Genomic DNA, 19,814 nt, shown 5'->3' with positions numbered 1-19,814 from the left:
GCTTCACCCGGCCGGGTTCACCGCCCCAGCAACGAAACGCAAGAGTCCTTACCCCACCCCGTGCCGCGTCGTGTCCACCACGAAGTCAGCCCGCTCCCGGGTGCCGTCGGCTGTGAAGAACTCCGCTTCCTCCTTCATCCACCGTTTCCACAGTTCTTCCTTGCCCTCGTGCGTCGAGTTCCGGGCGAGGCCGCGTGCGAGGCGCATGTCCGCCGGTGCCTCGACCCACACCGAGCAGGCGAGCCGTCCGGCGGTGGCCTGCCGGGTGCAGGTCACTCCTTCGAGGACGATCACCGGGCTCCAGGGCTGCGTCTTCCAGTCGCCGAGGGACGACCCGTACCAGTCCTGCCAGTCCCTGGCCTGGTACCGCGCCTCGCGCCCGGCGAGCAGCGGCTCCAGTACCTGGGCCTCGAACCGGGGCCACCACCCGCTGAAACAGTCCCAGGACACGAAGTCGTCGATCTCGATGATGGGTGCCCCGAGTGCCGTGGCCAGCCGGGCCGCCAGGTAGCTCTTGCCCGACCCGCTCGGCCCGTCGACGCCGACGAGCCGGATCCCGTTGACCGGCTCGCGGCTCAGGACAGCAGCCGCGATCTCCGCCGCCACCTCGCTCTCGCCCACCTCGGCGCTGCTCATCGCCCTACCCCCGTCGCTTCGCTTCTGACTGTTACCGGCACGCCGTCGGGTGCCGCGCGTTCATGAAACACGCCACCAGTGGACCACCGCCCCCGCCCGTTCTGCCACCCCGCCCTGGGGCCTGTCCGGCAGATCTTTGCCGGGCTGCGGCGGCCTCAGAAGCCGCCTGCATGCGCCGCTTCTGAGACTCGCCTCGCACCGGCAAGATCGACCGGACAGGCCCTAGCCTTGACCACATGCTGCGTACCGTTCACGACCGGCAGGAGCTGGCCGCCCTCTTCGAGCCGGACCCCGGCCTGCACCTCTACGAGCTGGGCGATCTCGACGACTACTTCTGGCCGTACACGACCTGCTACCGGATGCCGGCCGGCCGGACGGCGGCGCTGGTCTACACCGGTGCGGCGTTCGGCCCGCTGCTCCTCGCGCTCGGCCGCCCCGATACTGCCGCCGAGCAGCGGGAACTCCTGTCGGCGCTCCAGCCAGTGCTGCCCCGGAGCTTCTATGCCCACGTGACGAACGGTGCCGAGGACGTGCTGTCGGACTACCGGGTGAGTGATCACGGAGTACATCTGAAAATGCTCTTGAAGGGTTTTGCTCCGGCCAGCGGGGAGCCGGTGGTGCGGCTGGGGCCTGACGACCTGACCGAGCTGCAGGAACTCTACGCAGCCGCCTATCCGGACAATTCTTTCGATCCGCGCATGCTGGGCGCGGGGGAGTACGCCGGGATCAGGCGGGACGGCCGGCTCGTGGCGGTCGCCGGGGTGCACATCCATTCGCGGTCGCGCCGGATCGCCGCCCTCGGGAACGTGACCACCCTGCCCGAACTCCGAGGGCAGGGGCTGGCGGCGGTGGCGGCGTCGGCGCTGTGCCGCACCCTGCTGTCCACGGTGGACCATATCGGCCTGAACGTGCAGGCTGACAACACCGCCGCCGTCTCCCTCTACCAGCGGCTCGGCTTCGAGATCACGGCCGAGTACCGCGAGATGGCCGTGACCTCCTGCTGCTAGCAGCGCAGCTCCCGGCGGATCGCCTCAGGTGCCGCAGGCACACCCGGAGCAGTGCAGAGTTCCGCGCTGCCCAGGGTGAGCACGATCCACCGGCCGCCGGTCTTCTGGAGGACGGCGCGGGCCGGCCCGGCGCTGGGCGCGTACAGGGAGGCCACTGCCCAGCCGGACGAGCACACCATTCCTGGCTGGACGGTCACGCCGCCCGGCAGCCCGGTGTTGCTGGCTGCCGCCGCCTCCAGGACTTCCTTGTCACTGGGGCACGCGGCTTCGGCACGCGGGCTGCTACCCGCAGGAGACGAACTGCTGCCGCCACCCGGGGAACTGCTGCCCAAGCGGCTCACGGCCTCCGGCAGCTCACCCCGCCCGGAACACCCAGTGAGAGCCGCAGCCCCCACAGCCGCCAGCGCCATCGACATGATCTTGGTTCGCACGCGAGCACACTATGCGCTCGGGGCAACCCCGCCCCCACCTGACCTCTAAGCTGCCCCTCATGACGGTATTCGTCGCCGAAGCCACCCGCGTCTCCTTCCCCGGACCGCCGCTCACCCTGGCCACCGCCCCGGAGGCCGAGCGGCTGGGCCAGCTGTACTTCGAGTGCTACGAGCCGGGCGTCGCCTGGGCCACCGAAGCCGAGGCCATCGCGGACATCCGGCTCGGGTTCGACGGCGGATACGGTCCACTGTGGCCGGAGGCGACCCTGTTCGCGGAGGCCGACGGCCGCCCGGTAGCGGCGGTCTATACCGTGCACCGCGCGCCATGGCCGGACACTCCTGACTGCCCGTTCGTGATCGACCTGCACGTCAGCCGGGCGTACCGCCGCCAGGGTCTCGCGAGCCGCCTCCTCGGCGAGGTGCTGAGCCTGGCAGCCGGAACGGACCGCCCCCGGGTCGCCCTGCGCGTCGACCCGGCCAACGAGCCGGCCATCCTCCTCTACACCGCCCTCGGCTTCCGCCCAGCCTGATCTCTCCCCGTACTCACCCGCCCCTGAGTATCGGTCCCGCCCGGTCTGAGTACCGCTCCCGATGTCCCGTCCTCCCCGCCGTGGGGAGATGGAGGCATGAGAGAAGTCTTCATCACCGCGACCGGCTCGTACCTGCCCGGCGCGCCCGTCGACAACCACGCTCTCGCGGACCGTTTCGGCGACAACCCGTTCCGCGAGAAGGTTCTCGCCGCCAACGGCATAAAGACCCGCCACTACGCCGCGCCCGGCGTGCTCAACGAGCACCTGGCCGCCGAAGCCATCACCCAGGCTCTGACCGCTCGCGGTATCACCCCGTCCGATGTCGGCATGCTCGCCACCGGTACGACGCAGCCCGATCTGCTCGTCCCCGGGTTCGCCTCGATGGTGCACGGCCGGATCGGCGGCGGCCCGATGGAGACCCTCTCCGCCGCCGGTGTCTGTGCCTCCAGCATGGCGGCGCTCAAGGCCGCTGCGGCCCAGATCCGGCTCGGTGAGCATGACACCGCTGTCGTCGCGGGTTCGGAACTCGTCAGCCGCTCACTTCTTCACTCCGGCGGCACGGCCGACACCGAGTTCCTGCGCTGGACGCTGTCGGACGGGGCCGGTGCCGTCGTTCTCGAATCGTCCCCGCATCCCGACCGGCCGTCTCTCCGCCTCGACTGGGTCCGCGTCACCTCCCACGCGCACGACCACCCGGTCTGCATGAGCGCCGGCCTCAATCAGGCCACCGGCCAGACCTGGCAGGACTACCCGACGATCCCCGAAGCGGCCGCCGACGGCCTCTTTCAGCTCCGGCAGGACATGCGGGCACTCCCAGCTCTCGCCAGGCTCGGCCTCCGCGAGTTCCTGGCGAGCACCGACCCGGCTGCTCTCGACCACATCCTCTGCCACTACAGCGCCGACCACTTCCGCCAGACCATCTTCCGGCTGCTCGGCCAGGCGGGCACCACAGTGGACGAGAGCCGCTGGTTCAGCAATCTGCCCTCGGCAGGCAACACCGGCGCGGCCAGCATCTTCGTGATGCTCGACGAGTGCCTGCGGTCCGGAAGGTTCACCCCGGACCAGAAAATCCTTGTGGTTGTACCGGAATCAGGCCGCTTCACCTACGCCTTCGCCCACCTGACCTGCGTCGCCCCGGCCTCACGCCACACCACGCAGTCCCCGCTGGGCGCCCCGCGGCCCGACGACTCCGACACCGTCAGCTGGACGGTCCAGCAGCTCGCCCAGGTCTGGTCGGGCCTGGAGGCCGAGCTGGCCAGGGTGCCCGTCGTCCGCCGCATCGAGTCGGGTACCGCGACCCTGGCCGACTACCGCGACCTCCTGGTCAACCTCCGCCAGCAGGTCATCGAGGGCGGCCGGTGGATCGCGCGGGCCGCCTCGCAGTTCTCCGCCGAGTACTTCGAGCTGCGCAGCCTCGCGATCGGCCACGCCGCGGAGGAACACCGCGACTTCCGCCTGCTCGAAGCCGACTATGTGGCGACCGGCGGCGACCCGGACGTGATCCGCACGGCACCGAAGAACATCGGCTCGGAGGCCTTGTCGGCTTTCATGTTCCACCAGGCCGGTCAGCCCGACCCGGTCGACCTGCTCGGCGCGATGTTCGTGATCGAGGGCCTCGGTACGGCGAAGGCGCTGCACTGGGCCGGCCTCCTCTCGGAGCAGCTCGGGCTCGGCGAGGACCAGACGACCTTCCTCCGGTACCACGGGGCCAACGACGACGACCACTTCGCCAAGCTCCGCGACGTGCTCCGTTCCGGGCTGATCGACCGGGCGACGGCGGCCCGGATCGTCAAGACCGCCAAGGTGACCGCCCGGCTCTACGCCCTCCAGCTGGCGGAGCTGAACAATGTCTGATCGCGCTGGCCCCGCCCTCTGGGAAGCCATCCTTGACAACCACGCCCTGCCCTTCGACCCGGCGACCCTCCAGGCGGTCGTCCGCGACCAGCGCCGCTGGACGAGGGCCTGGCTCTACCCGGCCGCCCGGCTGTTCTCCCGCCTCGCCGTGGCGGCCATCGTCCTCGGAAAACGTCTCCTCCCGTTCCAGTTCACCGCGCACAGGCTCATGGACCGGCTGTGTGTCTGGTTCCTGCGCAGGTTCGTGGCACCCGAGGCCGGCGCGCTCCTCATCCGGCACTTCGTCATAGAGACCAACCTGCTCAACTTCCTGATCGCCAACAGCGCGGGCGCCGGGAAACTGCCGCCGGTCACGCTGGTCCCCACGACCCTGCGCCAGCTCGGCGACCACGCCGTCATCGAGCACGACATCAACGTGTACGCCGTCCTGATCGCCCTCGGCAGAACCGGGCACGGCGGTCGTCCGGCCGCCCTCGACTTCAGCATGCTCACCGTGCCGCCCATCGACGCCGAACCTGGTACCCGCCGCTTCCTCCGGCTCGACATCCAGACAGCGCTGTGCCTGATGAACATCCCGTTCGCCCTCTGCCTGACCAGCTCGGAGTACCGCAGGGCCGTGCACTCCCTCCGGCTCGACGAGCCGCTGATGGCGCTGTTGTCCGCCGCGACCGGCGACCCGTCCTTCCTCGCGTGGCGCCCGGCGGGCACCGCGATCCGGGTCGACTCCACGATGGACGTCCCCCGCGCCGTCTACGAGCACGCCGTCTACTGCGAGCACGCCCACGCCCGCCTCCTCGAACTCAGCCAGCAGTAACTGAAAACCTTTCATTTTCCGTACTCCCGCAGTACTGTCCACGCCATCGACTGAGGAGGCGTCATGGCTGGTGTCCAGGGTTTCCCCGAGGGTTTCGTCTGGGGGGCCTCCACGGCCGCGTACCAGATCGAGGGCGCGGCGACCGCCGACGGCCGGGGCCCGAGCGTCTGGGACACCTTCACGAGCCAGCCCGGCCGGATCGCCGACGGCTCCACTGGGGACCACGCCTGCGACCACTACCACCGGTACCCGGAAGACGTCGCCCTGATGGCGGACCTGGGCATCGGCGCCTACCGGTTCTCCCTGTCGTGGTCCCGGATCCAGCCGGACGGCAGCGGCCTGGCCAACCCGGCCGGCCTGGCCTTCTACGACCGGCTCACCGACGAGCTCCTCAGCCGGGGCATCCAGCCCGTCGTGAACCTGTACCACTGGGACCTGCCCCAGGCCCTCGAGGACACCGGCGGCTGGCTGAACCGGGACACGGCCGCCCGCTTCGCCGACTACGCCCGGATCGCGTCCCAGGCACTCGGCGACCGCGTCGCCCTCTGGTCCACCCTCAACGAACCCTTCGAGCACATGGCCCTCGGCCACGCCCTCGGCGTCCACGCCCCGGGCCGCACGCTCGCCCTCGAAGCCCTGCCGGCCGGCCACCACCAGCTCCTGGCGCACGGCCTCGCCGTCCAGGTACTCAGCGAGACCAGCCCGGCACCCGTCATGCTGATCAACAGCTACTCACCGGCCCGCCCTGCCAGCGACGACGAGGCCGACATCTTCGCGGCAGGCATGTACGACCTGCTCCAGAACCGGCTGCTCACCGACCCCGTCCTCCTGGGCTCCTACCCGGCGGAACTGGGGGAGCTGCCCTTCGTCGCCGACGGCGACCTGGCCACCATCGCCCAGCCCCTCGACTACCTCGGCGTGAACTACTACCAGCCCCACACCGTCCGGGCCACCTCCGACGGCCCGCTGCCCTTCGACATCGCCTCGCCGCCCGGGTACCCGCAGACGGCCTTCGGCTGGTCCGTCGTCCCCGACGGCCTCCGCGAGACCCTGACGGCGCTCAGGGACCGCTACGGCGACGCGCTCCCGCCCCTCTACGTCACCGAGAACGGCTGCGCCTACAACGACACCGTCGACGCGGCAGGCGAGTGCGCCGACCCGGCCCGCGTCACGTACCTCGACGGGCACATCAACGCCGTCCGTGACGCCATCGCCGACGGGGTGGACGTCCGGGGCTACTTCGTCTGGTCACTGCTCGACAACTTCGAGTGGGCCGAGGGGTACACCAAGCGCTTCGGGCTCGTGCACGTCGACTACGACACCCAGCGGCGCACCCCGAAGTCCTCCTACTCCTGGTACCGCGACCTGATCACCGGCAAGAGCTAGCCGGCGTAGGGCTGCTGCTGCTGCGGTGGTGGCGGCGGTGGCGGGTACATCCCCGGCGGGGGCGGCGGCGGAGGCTGGAGCACCCGGGCCGGCTTCGCCGTGCGGGGGAGCAGCGCGCCCAGCAGCAGGAACAGCAGCCCTGCCACCACGCTCAGCCCGAGGAGTACCGCCATCGCGTCGCGCGGTTCCAGCCCGTCGCTGTGGCCGAGCAGCTCGTGCATCAGGTCGTACCCGAAGGCCCAGATCAGCGCGCTGCACATCAGCGACAACGTCCCCAGGAGTGCGAACACCGAGTTCTTGCCGTTGATGTGGATCGTCGCAGCCGCCCAGATCGCTCCGCCGAGCATCAGGAGCCCGATCACAAGCGGGACCGCGTGCGTCAGGAGGTCGAAGTCGCCCATGCGACCGGATACTGCCACAACCACGCCACCCGCCCGATGCTTGAGGAACCGGACGTTCCGCAAGTCGTCCTACCGTGGAGGCATGACCGAGACACCGGACGTCCTGACCTTCACCACCCCGGCAGAGTGGGAGGCCTGGCTGGCCGCCCACCACGACGAGCCTGGCGGGGCATGGCTCAAGCTGGGCCGCAAGGGCTGCCGGTACCCGGCGCTCGCCCTCTCCGACGCCCTCGACGGCGCGCTCTGCTACGGCTGGATCGACAGCGTCCGGCGGAGTTTCGACGAGAACTACTTTCTCCAGAAGTACTCACCCCGCAGGCCCCGGGGCTCGTGGTCGCAGGTCAACGTCCACCGCGCCGAGCAGCTCGCCGCCGCAGGCCGGATACGGCCACCCGGTCAGGCCGCGATCGAAGCAGCCAAGGCTGACGGGCGCTGGGCGGCCGCGTACGAGTCCCAGAAGGACGCGGCCGTCCCGCCGGACTTCCAGGCCGCGCTCGACGCGAACCCCGCGGCGGCCGCCGCGTTCGGCCAGCTCGGCAAGACCGCCAGGTACACGCTGATCCTGCCCTTGCTCAAAGCCCGCACCCCGCAGACCCGCGCGAGCCGTCTCACCAAGGCCATGGAAAGCCTCGGCTAGGCCTCTATCCCGGAATCCTCCGATCGCGTCCGTGGCGCAGCCCTTCCAGCATGGCCTCGAAGGCGGTGACCACCGCGGCCAGGTCGGCACCGGGCTCGGTGGCCAGCCACAGGGCTGCCTCGTTCATCGCGCCGGAGAGCAGGCAGGCGAGCGGCTCGACGGGCTGGGGCGGCAGCACGCCCTCGGTGATCAGCTCGGTGAGACCCTCGGCGAGCAGCTGGCCGGAGCCGGCCCGGTCCATCGCCCGCCATGCGGCCCAGCCGAGCACCACCGGCCCGTCGATCAGCAGGATCCGGGCGATCTCTGGCTCCCGCCCGACGCCGAGGAAGGCCCGGCAGCCGGCCAGGAGTGCTGGCCAGGTCTCGCCGGTGGCCGCGGCGGCGACCCGCTCGGCGACCTCGGCATGTACCTGCTCGGCGACCGACGTGAACAGCTCGGCCTTGCTGGCGAAGTTGTGGAAGACCGCGCCCTTGGTGACCGAGGCGGCGGCGGCGATCTCGGCCAGGCTGACCTCGGCGTAGCCCCGCTCGGCGAACAATCTTCGAGCCTGGGCGACCAGGGTGGCACGGGTCTGGTCCCGCTGCCGGGCTCGTCGGTCCATGTTGATCTCCAGGATTGACATACCGCTGGTATGCGATCTAGCCTAGTTCACATACCGATGGTACGCGAACTGGGGGCAACCATGAACCTGAGCAGCTTCTACCCGGTCCTCGGCGTCGAGGACATCCCCGCCGCCCACGACTTCTACACCCGGCTGTTCGGCTTCGAGACCGTCTTCGAGGCCGACTGGTACGTCAGCCTCCGGCACGGCGAGCAGCCGCAGTTCGAGCTGGCCCTGCTGAACCCGGAGCACCCCACGGTGCCGGCCGGTTACCGGGTACCAGCCCGGGGGCTGCTGCTGAACGTCGAGGTCGCCGACGTGGACGCCGAGTACCAGCGGCTGGTCGTCAAGGAAGGTCTCAAGCCCGAGCTGGACATCCGCACCGAGGAGTTCGGCCAGCGGCACTTCATCGTCGCAGCCCCCGGCGGAGTCCTGATCGACGTCATCACCGAGATCCCGATGACCGGCGAGTACGCGGCCTCGTAGACCGTCCTGGAAACGATTTAAGGCCGGTTCTCCACAAAGGAGAACCGGCCCTGAACTGCTCTTACTGCGGTGGGCGTAGCAGGGTTTGAACCTGCGACCCCTTCGGTGTGAACGAAGTGCTCTCCCACTGAGCTATACGCCCGCAACGAGAGGTAACTGTACCCGACCATCCCCGGATCCGCCGAATCGGGGGTCGCGGGCTCACTTCCTCACGAAGCCCATCGCCTTGTCCCATAGATCGATATCAAGGCTGTACTTCACCGAGGCCCACACGACGAACGACACGAACACCAGGCCCACGATGCCGATCAGTGCCCGGACCAGCAGCGACTGCCGCTTGATCCACTCGGTCCAGTTGTGCAGGTGCCGCCGCGTGAAGGTCAGCAGCCGCCGCGCCCAGTGGAACTCGATCGCCAGGATCGCCAGGCCGGCCAGCACGATCAGCCATCCTGGGCCGGGCAGCGGGATCAGGAACGCGCCCAGCGCGATGGTCGCCACCCCGAGCACGGTGACCGTGATCTTGACGGCGATCCGGCCCCCGGGCGCTGCTCTGACCCGGTCGAGCCAGTGTTGCCCGGTATGCCGCTGGGACTCTTTCACTTCGCTGTTCGCGCCACTCTCCACGCCGCCGAAGGTACCCGATAAGTTTTCCTCTTCCAGCCCCCGCTGGGGTCCCGGAGGCTCTACATTCAAAGCGGACTCCACTACGGGTCGAGACCAGCGTATGACGAAGTGTGACGGGGGGTATCACCCGAGTGTGAGAATTGCGGGACGCGCGGGGCGTCTCGTCGCCGGTGCCTGGGGGTGAGGTCGATGGGTGTTCTCCGTCCCGCGACCGTGGAGGTCGAAACGTCTCTGCGGCTCGTCGCGCCGGATGCGACGGCGTTGCCGGTCCGCGCGAGTCTGCGGTATGACCCGCTGGATCCGTACGCCGTTCATGTCCTGTTCCACGCGGAAGCCGTGGGCGGCGAGCCAGTGAGCTGGTCGTTCGCCAGGGATCTGCTGGTCAAGGGGCTGGACGAGCCTGCGGGGATCGGCGATGTCCGCGTCTGGCCTTGGTCGACGCCGCGCGGTGAGTTCGTGGCGCTCGCGCTGTCCTCACCGGATGGCAACGCGCTCTTCGAGGTGCCCAGGAGCGTCCTGGTCCGCTTCCTCCGCCGCACGTACGTCGTCGTGCCCCGCGGCAAGGAGAGCGACCATCTGGACGTGGACGCGGCAGTGGCCCGCCTCCTCCAGGCCCGCTGAACGACGGGACGGGGCCCGCACCGTGTGAGGTGCGGGCCCCGTTTTCCATGCCGTCGGGCGGCCGGTTCGTTGCCGTCAGGCTGCCGCGGTCACCGAGGACTGCCAGCCGCCGAACCTGCCGTCGGCCGTGAACATCGCCAGCGCGCTGGCCCCCGACCCGAGGTCGGCGAGCAGCCCCTCCGGCACCTCCCGGTACACGATCCCGTGGTGCTCCAGGTACCTGGTCACCGTCAGCCGGTGGTCGGCGGGGAACACCCCGATCCCGTGCGTGAGCCGGCGCGAGGCGCTGACCGGGTCGAAGCGGCCGGTCGGTACCCGGTCGTCGTTGAACGCGACGTAGAACTTCCCGCCCTCGTAGGGCAGGCCGAGGTACCCCCGGCACTCCAGCAGCGCCGTGGCGGCCATCACGAGCCGTTCCGCGCACATCACGGGATCGTCCTGTGTGCTCAGATCGAGCCGGTTCTCGGTCAGCTCGGGGATCTCCCAGATCCTGCCGATGTCGGTCAGCCGCAGTACCGGCTGCGTCGCCGCGTGGTCGAGCCCGTATCCCGGGTTGCCCCACGACCACAGGAAGCTGTTGTCGTGCCCGGCGAAGCTGCCGATCAGGCCACAGCGCAGCTGGGCAGCCCCCATCTGGAACACACAGGTCTCGAGGTCGACCGACCACTCGCCGCCCGGCAGGTAGGCGTTCAGCGTCTCCAGTTGCTCGATCATGATCGCGGATCGGGCGGCGGCGAGCCGCTCCAGTTCCGGGCTGAAAAGTTCCATGTCCGGATAACGGCGGACGCAGGCTCGCGACACGCCTCCGGTTATCCTCGGCGGCGTGAACAGGAAATATCTACGGGGACTCATGGCTGCGGCTCTCCTGGCCGGGCCGCTGGCCGTGGCTGGCTGCTCCGGTGACGAGCCGGCGGGCTCCCAGCCGCCAGCCGCTGGCCAGACCGGCCCTGCCGCCGAGCCGTCGCCCGCGGCGCCGGCCAAGGCCGAGGAGATCACCCTCGCCTTCGCCGGGGACGTGCACTTCACCGAGCGGACCGCGCGCCTGCTCGCGAACCCGGCGACCGCGTTCGGCCCGGTCGCTGAGGTCTTCAAGTCCGCTGACTACGCGATGGTGAACCTGGAGACCGCCGTCACGACCGGCGGGAAGGCCGAACCCAAGCAGTACCACTTCCGGACCCCGCCCACGGCCCTCGAAGCGGTCAAGGCCGCCGGGGTCGACATCGTGTCCAGCGCCAACAACCACACCCTCGACTACGGGCAGACGGGCCTTTCGGACACCCTCGCCAACATCAAGTCGGCCGGGCTGCCGATGGTCGGAGCCGGCAAGAACGCCGCAGAGGCCTGGGCGCCGTACATCGCGGACGTGAAGGGCCACAAGGTCGCCTTCATCGGCATCTCCCAGGTCTGGGAACTCGCCTCCACCTGGATCGCCAAGGACAACCGGCCGGGCCTGGCCATCGCCAGCGACGTCCAGCGCTCCGTCGACGCCGTCAAGGCCGCGAAGGCCCAGGCGGACCTCGTGGTCGTGTACATGCACTGGGGCCAGGAAGGCAACCAGTGCGCGATCAGCGACCAGAAGACCTTCGCGAAGAAGCTCTCCGACGCGGGCGCCGACATCATCGTGGGCACGCACAGCCACGTCCTGCACGGCGACGGATACCTGGGCAAGACCTACGTGGCGTACGGGCTGAGCAACTTCCTCTGGTACCGCGACGACGCGATGAGCAACGACACCGGCGTCCTCAAGGTGACCGTACGGGCCGGCAAGGTCAGCAGGACCGAGTTCGTCCCCGCCTCCATCTCCCGCACCACCGGCCAGCCCGTCCCGGTCACGGGGGCCGAGAAGGACCGGATCGCGGCCAAGTACGCCAAACTCCGCGGCTGTACCGGCCTCGCGGCGGCACCGGCGGCCTGATCAGAGGGTGTTTCCCGGCCTTGTGGCGCGGCAGGGCCGGCCCCCGGTTTGCGAGCCGGGGAGCCCTCGGCTAAAGTTTCTCCAGTCAGCAGGGACGCCGCAAGGCGGACAAGCGGACAGATAACTCAAGATAGTGCGGACGTAGCGCAGTTGGTAGCGCATCACCTTGCCAAGGTGAGGGTCGCGAGTTCGAGTCTCGTCGTCCGCTCGACAGAAGTGGGGGCTTCCGGGCCCACCCGGTGGAGTGGCCGAGAGGCGAGGCAACGGCCTGCAAAGCCGTGTACACGGGTTCAAATCCCGTCTCCACCTCTGCACCACAGCAACAAACAGCAGTACAGCAAGGGCGTATAGCTCAGCGGGAGAGCACTTCCCTGACACGGAAGGGGTCACAGGTTCAATCCCTGTTACGCCCACCAGCAAGTAGCACGACAAAGGCCAGTTCCTGAAAATCAGGGGCTGGCCTTTTGCTTGTCCGCCTGTGATCGGTTCATCGGCTGTGCGCGGGCTGCCTGGTGGCGGACTGCCCCCGGCTCGGCCACGACCGGCACCGGCGAGCACCAGCATGGGGGCTGTGCGGGCGCTGACAGCCGCTGAGAGGACCTGGTAGCGCATCGTCAGAGCGGTGTCGGCAGCGGCGCAGTGTTTGCCGCACAAGCCGGGAGCGTCGAACGGCAGACCGGTACCAGCGCACAAAGGAAACTCCCAGATGTCTCACCCCACGCAGCCCGAGTACAGCCGCGCGTTGCGCACGGCCGACGCGACGCAGGAACGGTTCTTCACCGAGTTCGCCGGCGGTGCGACCTCCGCCCCCGCCGCAGCGCCTCGTGGCGATCCGGCCCGGCCGGCTATCCGCTGGAGGCGTTCGACGGGTACCTGCGGCTGCTGCTGGTGTCCTACCACGACATCCGGGACGGAAAGGCGTGCTTCCGTAACGGCGGCGGCCGCCTCACCCGGCGCGCCTGGGTCCCCGTGACGCGTGTCAGCGGCTGTGTCAGGGCGGTGGCAGGCCGGTGACAGCCGGGCCGCCGACAGTAGGCGCATGACAAACAACAGCGCTCACATCAACCTCTCCGACCAGGACAAGCACACCCTGCGGGTCGCCGCGTACGGTGCCGTCACCCTGCTGACCGCCGCTGGTGCCGCCGGTGGCTCGCCCCACAAGATCGCCACGCAGGGCAGCATCGCGCTGGGTTCCGCGACCGGCCTGACCGGGCACGTGCTCGCCGAGCACCCCAAGGTCGCTGAGCTGAACGCCAAGTCCGTGGCCGAGATCGCCGACAGCGTGCTGCCGGCACTGACCGCCGCCATGACCCTGCTCAAGACGCAGGTACCGGGGGAGGAAGCCAACTTCCGCGGCACCGTCGTCACCGCGATGGAAGCCGCCCTCCACAAGCGCGAGCCCAGCCCCGCCGTCACCAGCATGGTCCGCAAGGTCACCGAAGCGCTCGACGCCGTCTGACCAGGTAGGACATTCCACCGCGCCGCGCTGCATCCCCGGGATGCGCGCGGCGCGGTGGTTTCAGGCTGCGGAACGTTCCGTGCGGGTCCCCGCCAGCAGCAGCCCGCCCGCGAGTGCCACGAGCACGGCGGTGAAACCGTGGACGCCCAGTGCAGTCGCCGTCTTGCCGCTGTTCGTGAGCACGTTCGTCATGTCGCCGACCGCCACGAGCGCGGTCACCAGCAGCACCCAGCCCAGCGCCCGGAACTGCCGGGTCACCAGCAGCACGCCGTACGCGAGCGCGAAACCGAGGTCGCGTACTCCCTTGACGGTGTAGAAGCCGCCCGCGTCGCCGGCCGGCGGGTTCGGCAGGCCGAAGCCGGCGGCGTTGCCCTGCCCGTCCAGGAGGTAACCGGTGCCGAAGTAGAGGATGAAGAGGGTGATGAGCGTGGCGAGGACGATGCCGGTCTTCTTCATGAGGTCTCCCTGGTGTTTCGGATGCGTCGGATGTGGTGGGTGTAGCGGGGCCGGCCGGCCAGGTGCCAGACCGCGCGGGCGTACCACGGCAGCTCGCCGAGGAACGAGGCCCGCTCCTGCGGAGAGGCGTCCTCCAGCACGAGGCCGAGGTACGTCAGCAGTACTGGTTTCGGTGTCACGGAAGGGAAGTAGCGTCCCCAGGCGCGCCACTCCGCCACGGTCAGGTGCCGGGCGGCGAGGGGCAGGAGCGTGGTCTCCTCGTCGTCGAGGTGTCCGATGAGGACGGCCCGGTGGTCGACGAGTGCTGCCACCAGCTTGTCCCGTTCGTGCTCGCCGGCGGTCGCCGCCCAGCCCGGCAGCGCGCCGCCGATCGTGGCGAGCGTGGCGGCCAGGTGTTCGTGCTGGGCTGCCATGCGCAGCACGATGTCGGCGTCGAGGTCCACCCGGGCCAGCAGCGGCGGCCACAGGTACCTGTCCTCGGCGACGTGGTGGTTGTGCAGCCCGAGCAGGTAGTCGCGCAGGTGTGCGGCGAGTGTCCCGGCACGGGCGGTGTCACCGGGCTCTACCGCGTCGACGAGGTCCGCGAGCAGCCGCGACTCGCGGCGGAAGGCCCGGTGGATCACCACCATCGTGTGGGTGTTCGGTGTCATGAGCAGAGCATCGGCGGTACCGCTTGGAGATCATTTGGAGCTAGCTTGGAGCGCATGCTGCGGGTACAGGTTCTGGGGCCGGTCACGGCCGAGGTCGCGGGGGCGGCGGTGCCGCTCGGCGGGCCGCGCCAGCGTGCGGTGCTCGCGCGGTTGGTGGCGGCCCGGGGCAGCACGGTGTCCGTTGACCGGCTGATCGAAGATCTCTGGCACGGCGAGCCACCGGCCCGGGCCCTGGTGTCGTTGCAGGCCTACGTGTCCAACCTCAGGCGGCTCCTGGAACCGGGCCGTCCTCCGCGTACTCCGGCCCGCGTCCTCGTCAGCGCACCGCCCGGCTACGCGCTGCGGCTGCCCGAGGACGCGGTGGACGTGTGGCGGTTCGAGCGGCTGGTACGGGACGCGCGGTCAGCCTCTCCCGTGGCGGCGGTCAAGCTCCTGGACGAGGCGCTGGCCCTGTGGCGCGGGCCAGCGTACGCAGCCGAAGAGTGGGCCGTGGCCGAGGTGGCGCGCCTGGAGGAACTCCGGTACGCCGCCAGGGAACTCCGTGTCTCGGCTGCGCTCTCGTCGGCACCCTCAACGGCAGTCGTGTCCGGAGTGGACGTTGTGGCCGAGGCCGGGACGCTCACCAGGGACCAGCCGTTGCGGGAAGAAGGCTGGCGGCTGGCGGCGCTCGCGCTGTGGCGGGGCGGGCGGCAGGCCGACGCGCTGGCGACGCTGCGGCTGGCGCGGGAGACGTTCGTGACGGAGCTGGGTCTCGACCCCGGCCCGCGCCTGACGGAGCTGGAACGCGACATCCTGAGTGGACGCGACCATGACCCCATCCCCGGGCCATCAGCCGGGAACCCGGAACTGTTCGTCGGGCGGGCGCAGGAGGCCGACGCGCTGCGTGCGGAGGCGGTCGCGACGCGCGGCGGTACCCGGCCCCGCGTCGCGCTCGTGACCGGCGAGGCTGGACTGGGGAAGTCGGCGCTGCTGCGGGTGTTCGGGCAGCGGGCGGCGGCCGAGGGCTGGCTCGTCGCGGCCGGTAGCTGTTCCGAAGCGGCCGGAGTCCCGCCGGCGCTGGCCTGGGTGCAGGCGTTGCGCACGATCGCGGCGACCGTACCGCCCGCCGACCCTGCGCCGCTGAAGCCGCTGCTGGACGACGCCGGCGACCATCCCGACACGGATGCGGCCGCCGGCCGGTACCGGCTGCACCAGGCCGTCTGGCACTGGCTCGGTTCGGTGGCTCGTGAGCGGCCTGTCGTGATCGTGCTCGACGACCTGCACTGGGCGGACGAGCCGACGCTGGCGCTGCTCGCGAGCCTGCCCAGCGATGTCCCGGTACTGGTGGTGGCCGCGTTCCGGGCCGAGGAGTTCACTGTGCCTGCCGGACTCGCCCGGCGTGAACCGCTGCGGCTCGCGCTGGCGGGGCTGCCCGAGACGGCGGTGGCCGAGCTGGTGCGCGCCGAGTACGCCGCCGACGATCCCACCGTGTCCTCCGTGGCGCAGCGCTCGGGCGGTAACCCTTTCTTCGCACGGGAACTCGCGCGTCTTCTCGCCAGCGAGGGCCGTTCGTGTGACGTGCCTGAGGGCGTGCGGGACGTGCTGCGGCGCCGGTTCGCACGGCTGCCCGACGCGGCGGTGGCGGTGCTGCGGCTGGCCGCGCTGGCCCGGGAAGTGGTCGACGTCGAGGTACTCGTCGAAGCCGCCGACGCGAATGAGGACGGGGTGCTCGACGCGCTCGACGCCGGCGTGCTCACCGGGCTGCTCACCGAACCGGGACCGGGCCGGGTCGCGTTCACGCACGCGCTCGTGCGGGAGACGCTGGTCGCCGACCTCAGCGGGCTGCGCGCCGCTCGCATGCACGCCCGCCTCGCGGCAGCGCTCGAACGCCACTCGCCCGACGACGTCGCCGCGCTCGCGCACCACTACACACTGGCCGCGTCATCCGCGACGGCAGCCAAGGCAGTGGACTACGGCGTGCGGGCTGCCGAACTGGCCGAGCGCCGATACGCCCATGACGCGGCCGTCTCCCTGCTGACCGGCGCAGTCGAGAGCTTCGAGCGTGCCGGGTTCGCCGGTGACCGGGACGCGCGCCGGGTCGAGCTGCTCGGGCGGTTACTCCGGGCGCAGATCCGCGCTGGTGCGGTGGCCGCAGCCCGGGCCACCCGCCAGCTCGCCATCGACCGCGCCGGGGACCGGGAGGAGCTGGTGGTGGCGGCCTTCACCGCGTGGACCGAGCCGACGCCCTGGCAGACCCGGCCGTACGGCGTACCCGACGAGCGGCTGATCGCCCTGCTCACTCGCCTGACAGCGCGCCAGGACCTCAGCCCGGCGGCCAGGTGCCTGCTGCTGTGCTCCTACGCCGACGAGCTGTCCGGCGAGGGCGACCCGCGGGCGCTGCGGGCTGCCGAGGAGGCCGCGGCGATCGCTGCCTCGCTCGGCGATCCCCGGNTGCGGGCTGCGGCGATCATGAAGGTGGCGTTCGAGTACCCGCCGCAGGACTGGCGGATGCGGGCGGAGACCGGGTCCGAGCTGGTGGAGATCGGCGAACGGCACGACCTGCCGGTGTACCGGGTAGCTGGCCTGCTGCTGCGTGCCCGGTCGGCCGCCATGACCAACGACGCGGCGCGTACCCGCCAGCACCTGGACGAGGCGGCCCGGCTGGCCCGCGCCTACCGGATGGCCGACCAGGAGAGCGTGACCGAGATCGGGAGGGCGGCACTGGCGCACGCGGCGGGCGACCCGGTGGAGGCGGAGCGGCTGTACGCCGAAGCCACCGGCCGGATGGAGCGCGGCGGGTCCCTCCACGCGGCGGGCATGCTGTGGCTCGCGCGCATCACCATGCTGCTGGCAGCTGGCCGGGCGGCCGAGATCGAAGCCGCGGACTCTATCCCGGGCGGCGCCGACCTGCACGCACTCGCCCTGGCCGCAGCCGGCCGCGTGGACGAGGCCCGGGCGGCGCGGGCCGGCGCCGGGCCGCTGCGTCCCGACTACTTCCACTCGTTCCTGGCCACCGTGCGGGCGATGGCCGCGATGGCGGTGGACGACCGGGCGCTGGCCGCCGAGATGTACGAGGTCCTGCTGCCCCACCGCGATGAGCTCCCCGGCATCGCGAGCCTGTCGCTGGCCATGCGCCCGATCGCCAGCACGCTCGGCGACCTGGCGTCATACCTCGGTCAGGACCCGTCAGTCCACTACACCCGCGCGGTCACGATCGCAGAGCAGTGGGGAGCCGGCCACTGGGCCGCAGACGCCCGGCGAGCACTCCGGTCACACGCCGCCCCGCTGCCAGCTGCGTGACGCGTACCTGCTCCGCCCGGCGAGGAAACAGGCTCGCGTAGGGAAACCGTCAAGAACGCGGTCCCGCCGTAGGGAAGCCGTCAAGAAACCTCGCAGCCCGTCGCCCGCGGGGCTTTACTTCGTTCGCGGCCAGTACGTGACCGCAGCCTGGCCAGGCGCCCACTGTCCGAGCGATCGAAGTAGGAAGGGAAGCACGGTGCCTGATGTGGCGTACGTGTCGCTGACCGTGGCGTTGTTCGCGGTCCTGGCGCTGGTGGTCAGGGGCGTGGAGAAGCTGTGAGCGTAGTCAATCTCGCCGGCCTGGTCCTCGCGGTCGGCCTGGCGCTGTTCCTGGTGGCGGCTCTGCTGTTCCCGGAGCGTTTCTGATGAGCACGACCGTGGCCGGCCTGGTCTTCGCCGGCTCCCTGATCGCCGCGCTGGTGGTGTCCTACCGCTACTTCGGCGACTACATGTACCGGGCGCTCACCTCGGCCAGGCACTTCGCCGTCGAGCGCGGCCTGTACAGGCTGATCGGCGCCGACCCGGCGAAGGAACAGACCTGGGGCGCGTACGCCCGCAGTGTGCTGGCCTTCTCCGCCGTCTCGCTGCTGTTCCTCTACGCCTTCCAGCGCGTGCAGGACAAGCTCTGGCTGTCGCTCGGCTTCGCGCCGGTGCAGCCTGACCAGGCGTGGAACACCGCCGTCAGCTTCATGTCGAACACGAACTGGCAGTCGTACTCGGGCGAATCCACTATGGGCCACCTCGTGCAGATGGCCGGCCTGGCCGTGCAGAACTTCGTCTCGGCCGGCGTCGGCATCGCCGTGGCGCTCGCCTTCGTGCGGGGCTTCGCGCGGAGCCGGACCGAGTACCTGGGCAACTTCTGGATCGACCTGACCCGGGTCTGCCTGCGGGTACTGCTGCCAGTGGCGGTGATCGGCGCGATCATCTTCGTCGGCGCGGGCATGGTGCAGAACTTCTCCTCCGGTACCGAGGTCACCACGCTCACCGGTGCCACGCAGACCATCACCGGCGGCCCGGTGGCCAGCCAGGAGGTCATCAAGGAACTGGGTACGAACGGCGGCGGCTTCTACAACGTCAACTCCGCGCACCCGTTCGAGAACCCGGCCAGCTGGACGAACTGGCTCCAGATCTTCCTGATCCTGCTGATCCCGTTCAGCCTGCCGCGAGTGTTCGGCCGGATGGTGGGGGACAGGCGGCAGGGCCTGGCGATCGCCGCGGTCATGGCGATCATCGCGCTCGCGAGCACGGCTGGCGTGATGGCGCTGGAGACCGGCGAGCACGGTACGGTCCCGCAGGCCGTGGGGTCCGCTATGGAGGGTCGCGAGGTCCGGCTCGGGGTGGCGAACTCGGCCACCTTCGCCGCCGCGACCACGCTGACCTCGACCGGTGCCGTGGACTCCTTCCACGACTCGTACTCCGCGCTCGGCGGCGGGCTGCTGATGCTGAACATGCAGCTCGGTGAGGTCGCGCCGGGCGGCGTCGGCTCCGGGCTGTACGGCATGCTCGTCCTCGCCGTGATCACCGTGTTCGTCGCGGGCCTGATGGTCGGCCGCACACCGGAGTACCTCGGCAAGAAGATCGGCGCACGGGAGATCAAGTTCGCCTCGCTCTACTTCCTGGTCACCCCGTGCCTCGTCCTCATCGGTACGGCGCTCGCCATGTCGAGCGCGACCGAGCGGGCCAGCATGCTCAACACCGGCCCGCACGGGTACTCCGAGGTGCTGTACGCCTTCTCCTCGGCCGCGAACAACAACGGCTCGGCGTTCGCCGGCGTCTCGGCGAACACCACCTGGTACAACACGGCTCTTGGTCTTGCCATGCTGCTCGGCAGGCTCCTGCCGGTCATCTTCGTGCTCGCCCTGGCAGGCTCCCTGGCCAGGCAGAAGCCGGTGCCGGCCTCGGCGGGCACGCTGCCCACCCACCGGCCGCTGTTCGCCGGCATGGTCGCCGGCGTGACTGTCGTGCTGGTCGCCCTGACCTTCCTGCCCGCCCTCGCTCTTGGCCCGATCGCTGAAGGGCTGCTGTGA

General features: G+C 70.3%; 21 protein-coding genes and 4 tRNA genes. 16 read left to right on the top strand and 9 right to left on the bottom strand.

What is annotated here, in order from left to right:
* Positions 1-48: 48 nt before the first annotated feature.
* Positions 49-636: a uridine kinase family protein gene (locus A3G1_RS0115505; RefSeq protein WP_018350391.1), complete on the bottom strand. Its 588-nt coding sequence runs from the start codon at positions 634-636 to the stop codon at positions 49-51.
* A 236-nt stretch (positions 637-872) separates the two neighbouring features.
* Between A3G1_RS0115505 and A3G1_RS0115500 the strand changes: the two genes are divergently transcribed.
* The gene (locus A3G1_RS0115500; RefSeq protein WP_018350390.1) at positions 873-1,643 is read left to right on the top strand and encodes a GNAT family N-acetyltransferase; all 771 of its coding nucleotides are present in this window, start codon (positions 873-875) and stop codon (positions 1,641-1,643) included.
* Here A3G1_RS0115500 and A3G1_RS40590 read toward each other — a convergent pair.
* On the bottom strand, positions 1,640-2,074 hold the full coding sequence (locus A3G1_RS40590; protein WP_157641161.1) for a hypothetical protein: 435 nt from the start codon (positions 2,072-2,074) through the stop codon (positions 1,640-1,642). The genes A3G1_RS0115500 and A3G1_RS40590 overlap by 4 nt on opposite strands.
* 59 nt (positions 2,075-2,133) lie before the next feature.
* On the opposite strand from A3G1_RS40590, the gene A3G1_RS35085 reads away from it, so the two are divergent.
* The 4 genes from A3G1_RS35085 (at position 2,134) to A3G1_RS0115475 (ending at position 6,658) form a co-directional block, all read left to right on the top strand.
* A complete protein-coding gene (locus tag A3G1_RS35085; protein ID WP_018350388.1) occupies positions 2,134-2,604 on the top strand; it encodes a GNAT family N-acetyltransferase in 471 nt (156 codons plus the stop codon).
* A 96-nt stretch (positions 2,605-2,700) separates the two neighbouring features.
* On the top strand, positions 2,701-4,458 hold the full coding sequence (locus A3G1_RS0115485; protein ID WP_018350387.1) for a 3-oxoacyl-[acyl-carrier-protein] synthase III C-terminal domain-containing protein: 1,758 nt from the start codon (positions 2,701-2,703) through the stop codon (positions 4,456-4,458).
* Positions 4,451-5,272: a DUF6999 family protein gene (locus A3G1_RS0115480; RefSeq protein WP_018350386.1), complete on the top strand. Its 822-nt coding sequence runs from the start codon at positions 4,451-4,453 to the stop codon at positions 5,270-5,272. Before A3G1_RS0115485 ends, A3G1_RS0115480 begins: the two co-directional genes overlap by 8 nt.
* Before the next feature lie 63 nt (positions 5,273-5,335).
* Entirely contained in the window at positions 5,336-6,658 is a 1,323-nt protein-coding gene (locus A3G1_RS0115475) for a GH1 family beta-glucosidase (RefSeq protein ID WP_018350385.1), read from the top strand.
* Here the strand turns inward: A3G1_RS0115475 and A3G1_RS0115470 are convergent.
* Positions 6,655-7,059, bottom strand: coding sequence for a hypothetical protein (locus A3G1_RS0115470; RefSeq protein WP_018350384.1), 405 nt, complete (start codon positions 7,057-7,059; stop codon positions 6,655-6,657). The two genes, A3G1_RS0115475 and A3G1_RS0115470, sit on opposite strands and share 4 nt — an antisense overlap.
* Before the next feature lie 82 nt (positions 7,060-7,141).
* On the opposite strand from A3G1_RS0115470, the gene A3G1_RS0115465 reads away from it, so the two are divergent.
* Complete coding sequence (locus tag A3G1_RS0115465; RefSeq protein ID WP_018350383.1) at positions 7,142-7,696, top strand: YdeI/OmpD-associated family protein; 555 nt, start codon at positions 7,142-7,144, stop codon at positions 7,694-7,696.
* Between the two features lie 4 nt (positions 7,697-7,700).
* On the opposite strand, the gene A3G1_RS0115460 is transcribed toward A3G1_RS0115465, so the two are convergent.
* A complete protein-coding gene (locus A3G1_RS0115460) occupies positions 7,701-8,297 on the bottom strand; it encodes a TetR/AcrR family transcriptional regulator (RefSeq protein ID WP_026212162.1) in 597 nt (198 codons plus the stop codon).
* An 81-nt stretch (positions 8,298-8,378) separates the two neighbouring features.
* Here A3G1_RS0115460 and A3G1_RS0115455 point away from each other — a divergent pair, with 81 nt between their 5' ends.
* Positions 8,379-8,783 carry a VOC family protein gene (locus A3G1_RS0115455; RefSeq protein ID WP_018350381.1) on the top strand — a complete coding sequence of 135 codons (405 nt, stop codon included), beginning with the start codon at positions 8,379-8,381 and terminating at the stop codon, positions 8,781-8,783.
* 70 nt (positions 8,784-8,853) lie between these two features.
* Here A3G1_RS0115455 and A3G1_RS0115450 read toward each other — a convergent pair.
* Positions 8,854-8,925, bottom strand: a tRNA-Val gene (locus tag A3G1_RS0115450).
* 59 nt (positions 8,926-8,984) lie between these two features.
* Positions 8,985-9,407, bottom strand: a complete 423-nt coding sequence (locus A3G1_RS35080) for a TIGR02611 family protein (protein WP_018350380.1) — start codon at positions 9,405-9,407, stop codon at positions 8,985-8,987.
* A 189-nt stretch (positions 9,408-9,596) separates the two neighbouring features.
* On the opposite strand from A3G1_RS35080, the gene A3G1_RS0115440 reads away from it, so the two are divergent.
* Positions 9,597-10,028, top strand: coding sequence for an SsgA family sporulation/cell division regulator (locus A3G1_RS0115440; protein WP_018350379.1), 432 nt, complete (start codon positions 9,597-9,599; stop codon positions 10,026-10,028).
* 75 nt (positions 10,029-10,103) lie between these two features.
* Here the strand turns inward: A3G1_RS0115440 and A3G1_RS0115435 are convergent, their stop codons facing one another.
* A complete protein-coding gene (locus A3G1_RS0115435; RefSeq protein WP_018350378.1) occupies positions 10,104-10,796 on the bottom strand; it encodes a DUF6882 domain-containing protein in 693 nt (230 codons plus the stop codon).
* A gap of 55 nt (positions 10,797-10,851) precedes the next feature.
* On the opposite strand from A3G1_RS0115435, the gene A3G1_RS0115430 reads away from it, so the two are divergent.
* The 5 genes from A3G1_RS0115430 to A3G1_RS0115410 all read left to right on the top strand — a co-directional run bounded on the left by A3G1_RS0115430 (position 10,852) and on the right by A3G1_RS0115410 (position 13,402).
* Positions 10,852-11,943, top strand: a complete 1,092-nt coding sequence (locus tag A3G1_RS0115430) for a CapA family protein (RefSeq protein ID WP_157641160.1) — start codon at positions 10,852-10,854, stop codon at positions 11,941-11,943.
* A gap of 135 nt (positions 11,944-12,078) precedes the next feature.
* Positions 12,079-12,151: transfer RNA gene (locus A3G1_RS0115425), tRNA-Gly, on the top strand.
* Between the two features lie 30 nt (positions 12,152-12,181).
* Positions 12,182-12,252: transfer RNA gene (locus tag A3G1_RS0115420), tRNA-Cys, on the top strand.
* Between the two features lie 32 nt (positions 12,253-12,284).
* Positions 12,285-12,359, top strand: a tRNA-Val gene (locus A3G1_RS0115415).
* 623 nt (positions 12,360-12,982) lie between these two features.
* On the top strand, positions 12,983-13,402 hold the full coding sequence (locus tag A3G1_RS0115410) for a hypothetical protein (protein ID WP_018350376.1): 420 nt from the start codon (positions 12,983-12,985) through the stop codon (positions 13,400-13,402).
* 60 nt (positions 13,403-13,462) lie between these two features.
* Here A3G1_RS0115410 and A3G1_RS0115405 read toward each other — a convergent pair whose 3' ends face one another.
* Both A3G1_RS0115405 and A3G1_RS0115400 read right to left on the bottom strand, forming a co-directional pair.
* Positions 13,463-13,858: a DUF4267 domain-containing protein gene (locus A3G1_RS0115405; protein ID WP_018350375.1), complete on the bottom strand. Its 396-nt coding sequence runs from the start codon at positions 13,856-13,858 to the stop codon at positions 13,463-13,465.
* Positions 13,855-14,508, bottom strand: a complete 654-nt coding sequence (locus A3G1_RS0115400; RefSeq protein ID WP_018350374.1) for a hemerythrin domain-containing protein — start codon at positions 14,506-14,508, stop codon at positions 13,855-13,857. The genes A3G1_RS0115405 and A3G1_RS0115400 overlap by 4 nt, the downstream gene beginning before the upstream one ends.
* 54 nt (positions 14,509-14,562) lie before the next feature.
* Between A3G1_RS0115400 and A3G1_RS35075 the strand changes: the two genes are divergently transcribed.
* From A3G1_RS35075 to kdpA, 3 genes are all read left to right on the top strand, one after another.
* Positions 14,563-17,787, top strand: a complete 3,225-nt coding sequence (locus A3G1_RS35075; protein WP_018350373.1) for an ATP-binding protein — start codon at positions 14,563-14,565, stop codon at positions 17,785-17,787.
* A 276-nt stretch (positions 17,788-18,063) separates the two neighbouring features.
* Positions 18,064-18,153 (top strand): K(+)-transporting ATPase subunit F, encoded by a 90-nt coding sequence (kdpF, locus tag A3G1_RS35070; protein WP_018350372.1) that lies wholly within the window; start codon positions 18,064-18,066, stop codon positions 18,151-18,153.
* Entirely contained in the window at positions 18,153-19,814 is a 1,662-nt protein-coding gene (gene kdpA / locus A3G1_RS0115380) for a potassium-transporting ATPase subunit KdpA (protein ID WP_018350371.1), read from the top strand. Before kdpF ends, kdpA begins: the two co-directional genes overlap by 1 nt.

The organism is Longispora albida DSM 44784 (genome assembly GCF_000379825.1).
Lineage (GTDB): Bacteria > Actinomycetota > Actinomycetes > Mycobacteriales > Micromonosporaceae > Longispora > Longispora albida.
This window is presented reverse-complemented; position numbering and strand designations above follow the sequence as displayed.

Coding starts and splice junctions, on each gene's coding strand:
- kdpA (WP_018350371.1), top strand. CDS start 18,153: ATGAGCACGACCGTGGCCGGCCTGGTCTTCGCCGGCTCCCTGATCGCC.
- A3G1_RS0115465 (WP_018350383.1), top strand. CDS start 7,142: ATGACCGAGACACCGGACGTCCTGACCTTCACCACCCCGGCAGAGTGG.
- A3G1_RS0115460 (WP_026212162.1), bottom strand. CDS start 8,297: ATGGACCGACGAGCCCGGCAGCGGGACCAGACCCGTGCCACCCTGGTC.
- A3G1_RS0115470 (WP_018350384.1), bottom strand. CDS start 7,059: ATGGGCGACTTCGACCTCCTGACGCACGCGGTCCCGCTTGTGATCGGG.
- A3G1_RS35085 (WP_018350388.1), top strand. CDS start 2,134: ATGACGGTATTCGTCGCCGAAGCCACCCGCGTCTCCTTCCCCGGACCG.
- A3G1_RS0115440 (WP_018350379.1), top strand. CDS start 9,597: ATGGGTGTTCTCCGTCCCGCGACCGTGGAGGTCGAAACGTCTCTGCGG.
- A3G1_RS0115485 (WP_018350387.1), top strand. CDS start 2,701: ATGAGAGAAGTCTTCATCACCGCGACCGGCTCGTACCTGCCCGGCGCG.
- A3G1_RS0115505 (WP_018350391.1), bottom strand. CDS start 636: ATGAGCAGCGCCGAGGTGGGCGAGAGCGAGGTGGCGGCGGAGATCGCG.
- A3G1_RS0115500 (WP_018350390.1), top strand. CDS start 873: ATGCTGCGTACCGTTCACGACCGGCAGGAGCTGGCCGCCCTCTTCGAG.
- A3G1_RS0115400 (WP_018350374.1), bottom strand. CDS start 14,508: ATGACACCGAACACCCACACGATGGTGGTGATCCACCGGGCCTTCCGC.
- A3G1_RS0115435 (WP_018350378.1), bottom strand. CDS start 10,796: ATGGAACTTTTCAGCCCGGAACTGGAGCGGCTCGCCGCCGCCCGATCC.
- A3G1_RS0115480 (WP_018350386.1), top strand. CDS start 4,451: ATGTCTGATCGCGCTGGCCCCGCCCTCTGGGAAGCCATCCTTGACAAC.
- A3G1_RS0115410 (WP_018350376.1), top strand. CDS start 12,983: ATGACAAACAACAGCGCTCACATCAACCTCTCCGACCAGGACAAGCAC.
- A3G1_RS0115405 (WP_018350375.1), bottom strand. CDS start 13,858: ATGAAGAAGACCGGCATCGTCCTCGCCACGCTCATCACCCTCTTCATC.
- A3G1_RS0115475 (WP_018350385.1), top strand. CDS start 5,336: ATGGCTGGTGTCCAGGGTTTCCCCGAGGGTTTCGTCTGGGGGGCCTCC.
- A3G1_RS0115455 (WP_018350381.1), top strand. CDS start 8,379: ATGAACCTGAGCAGCTTCTACCCGGTCCTCGGCGTCGAGGACATCCCC.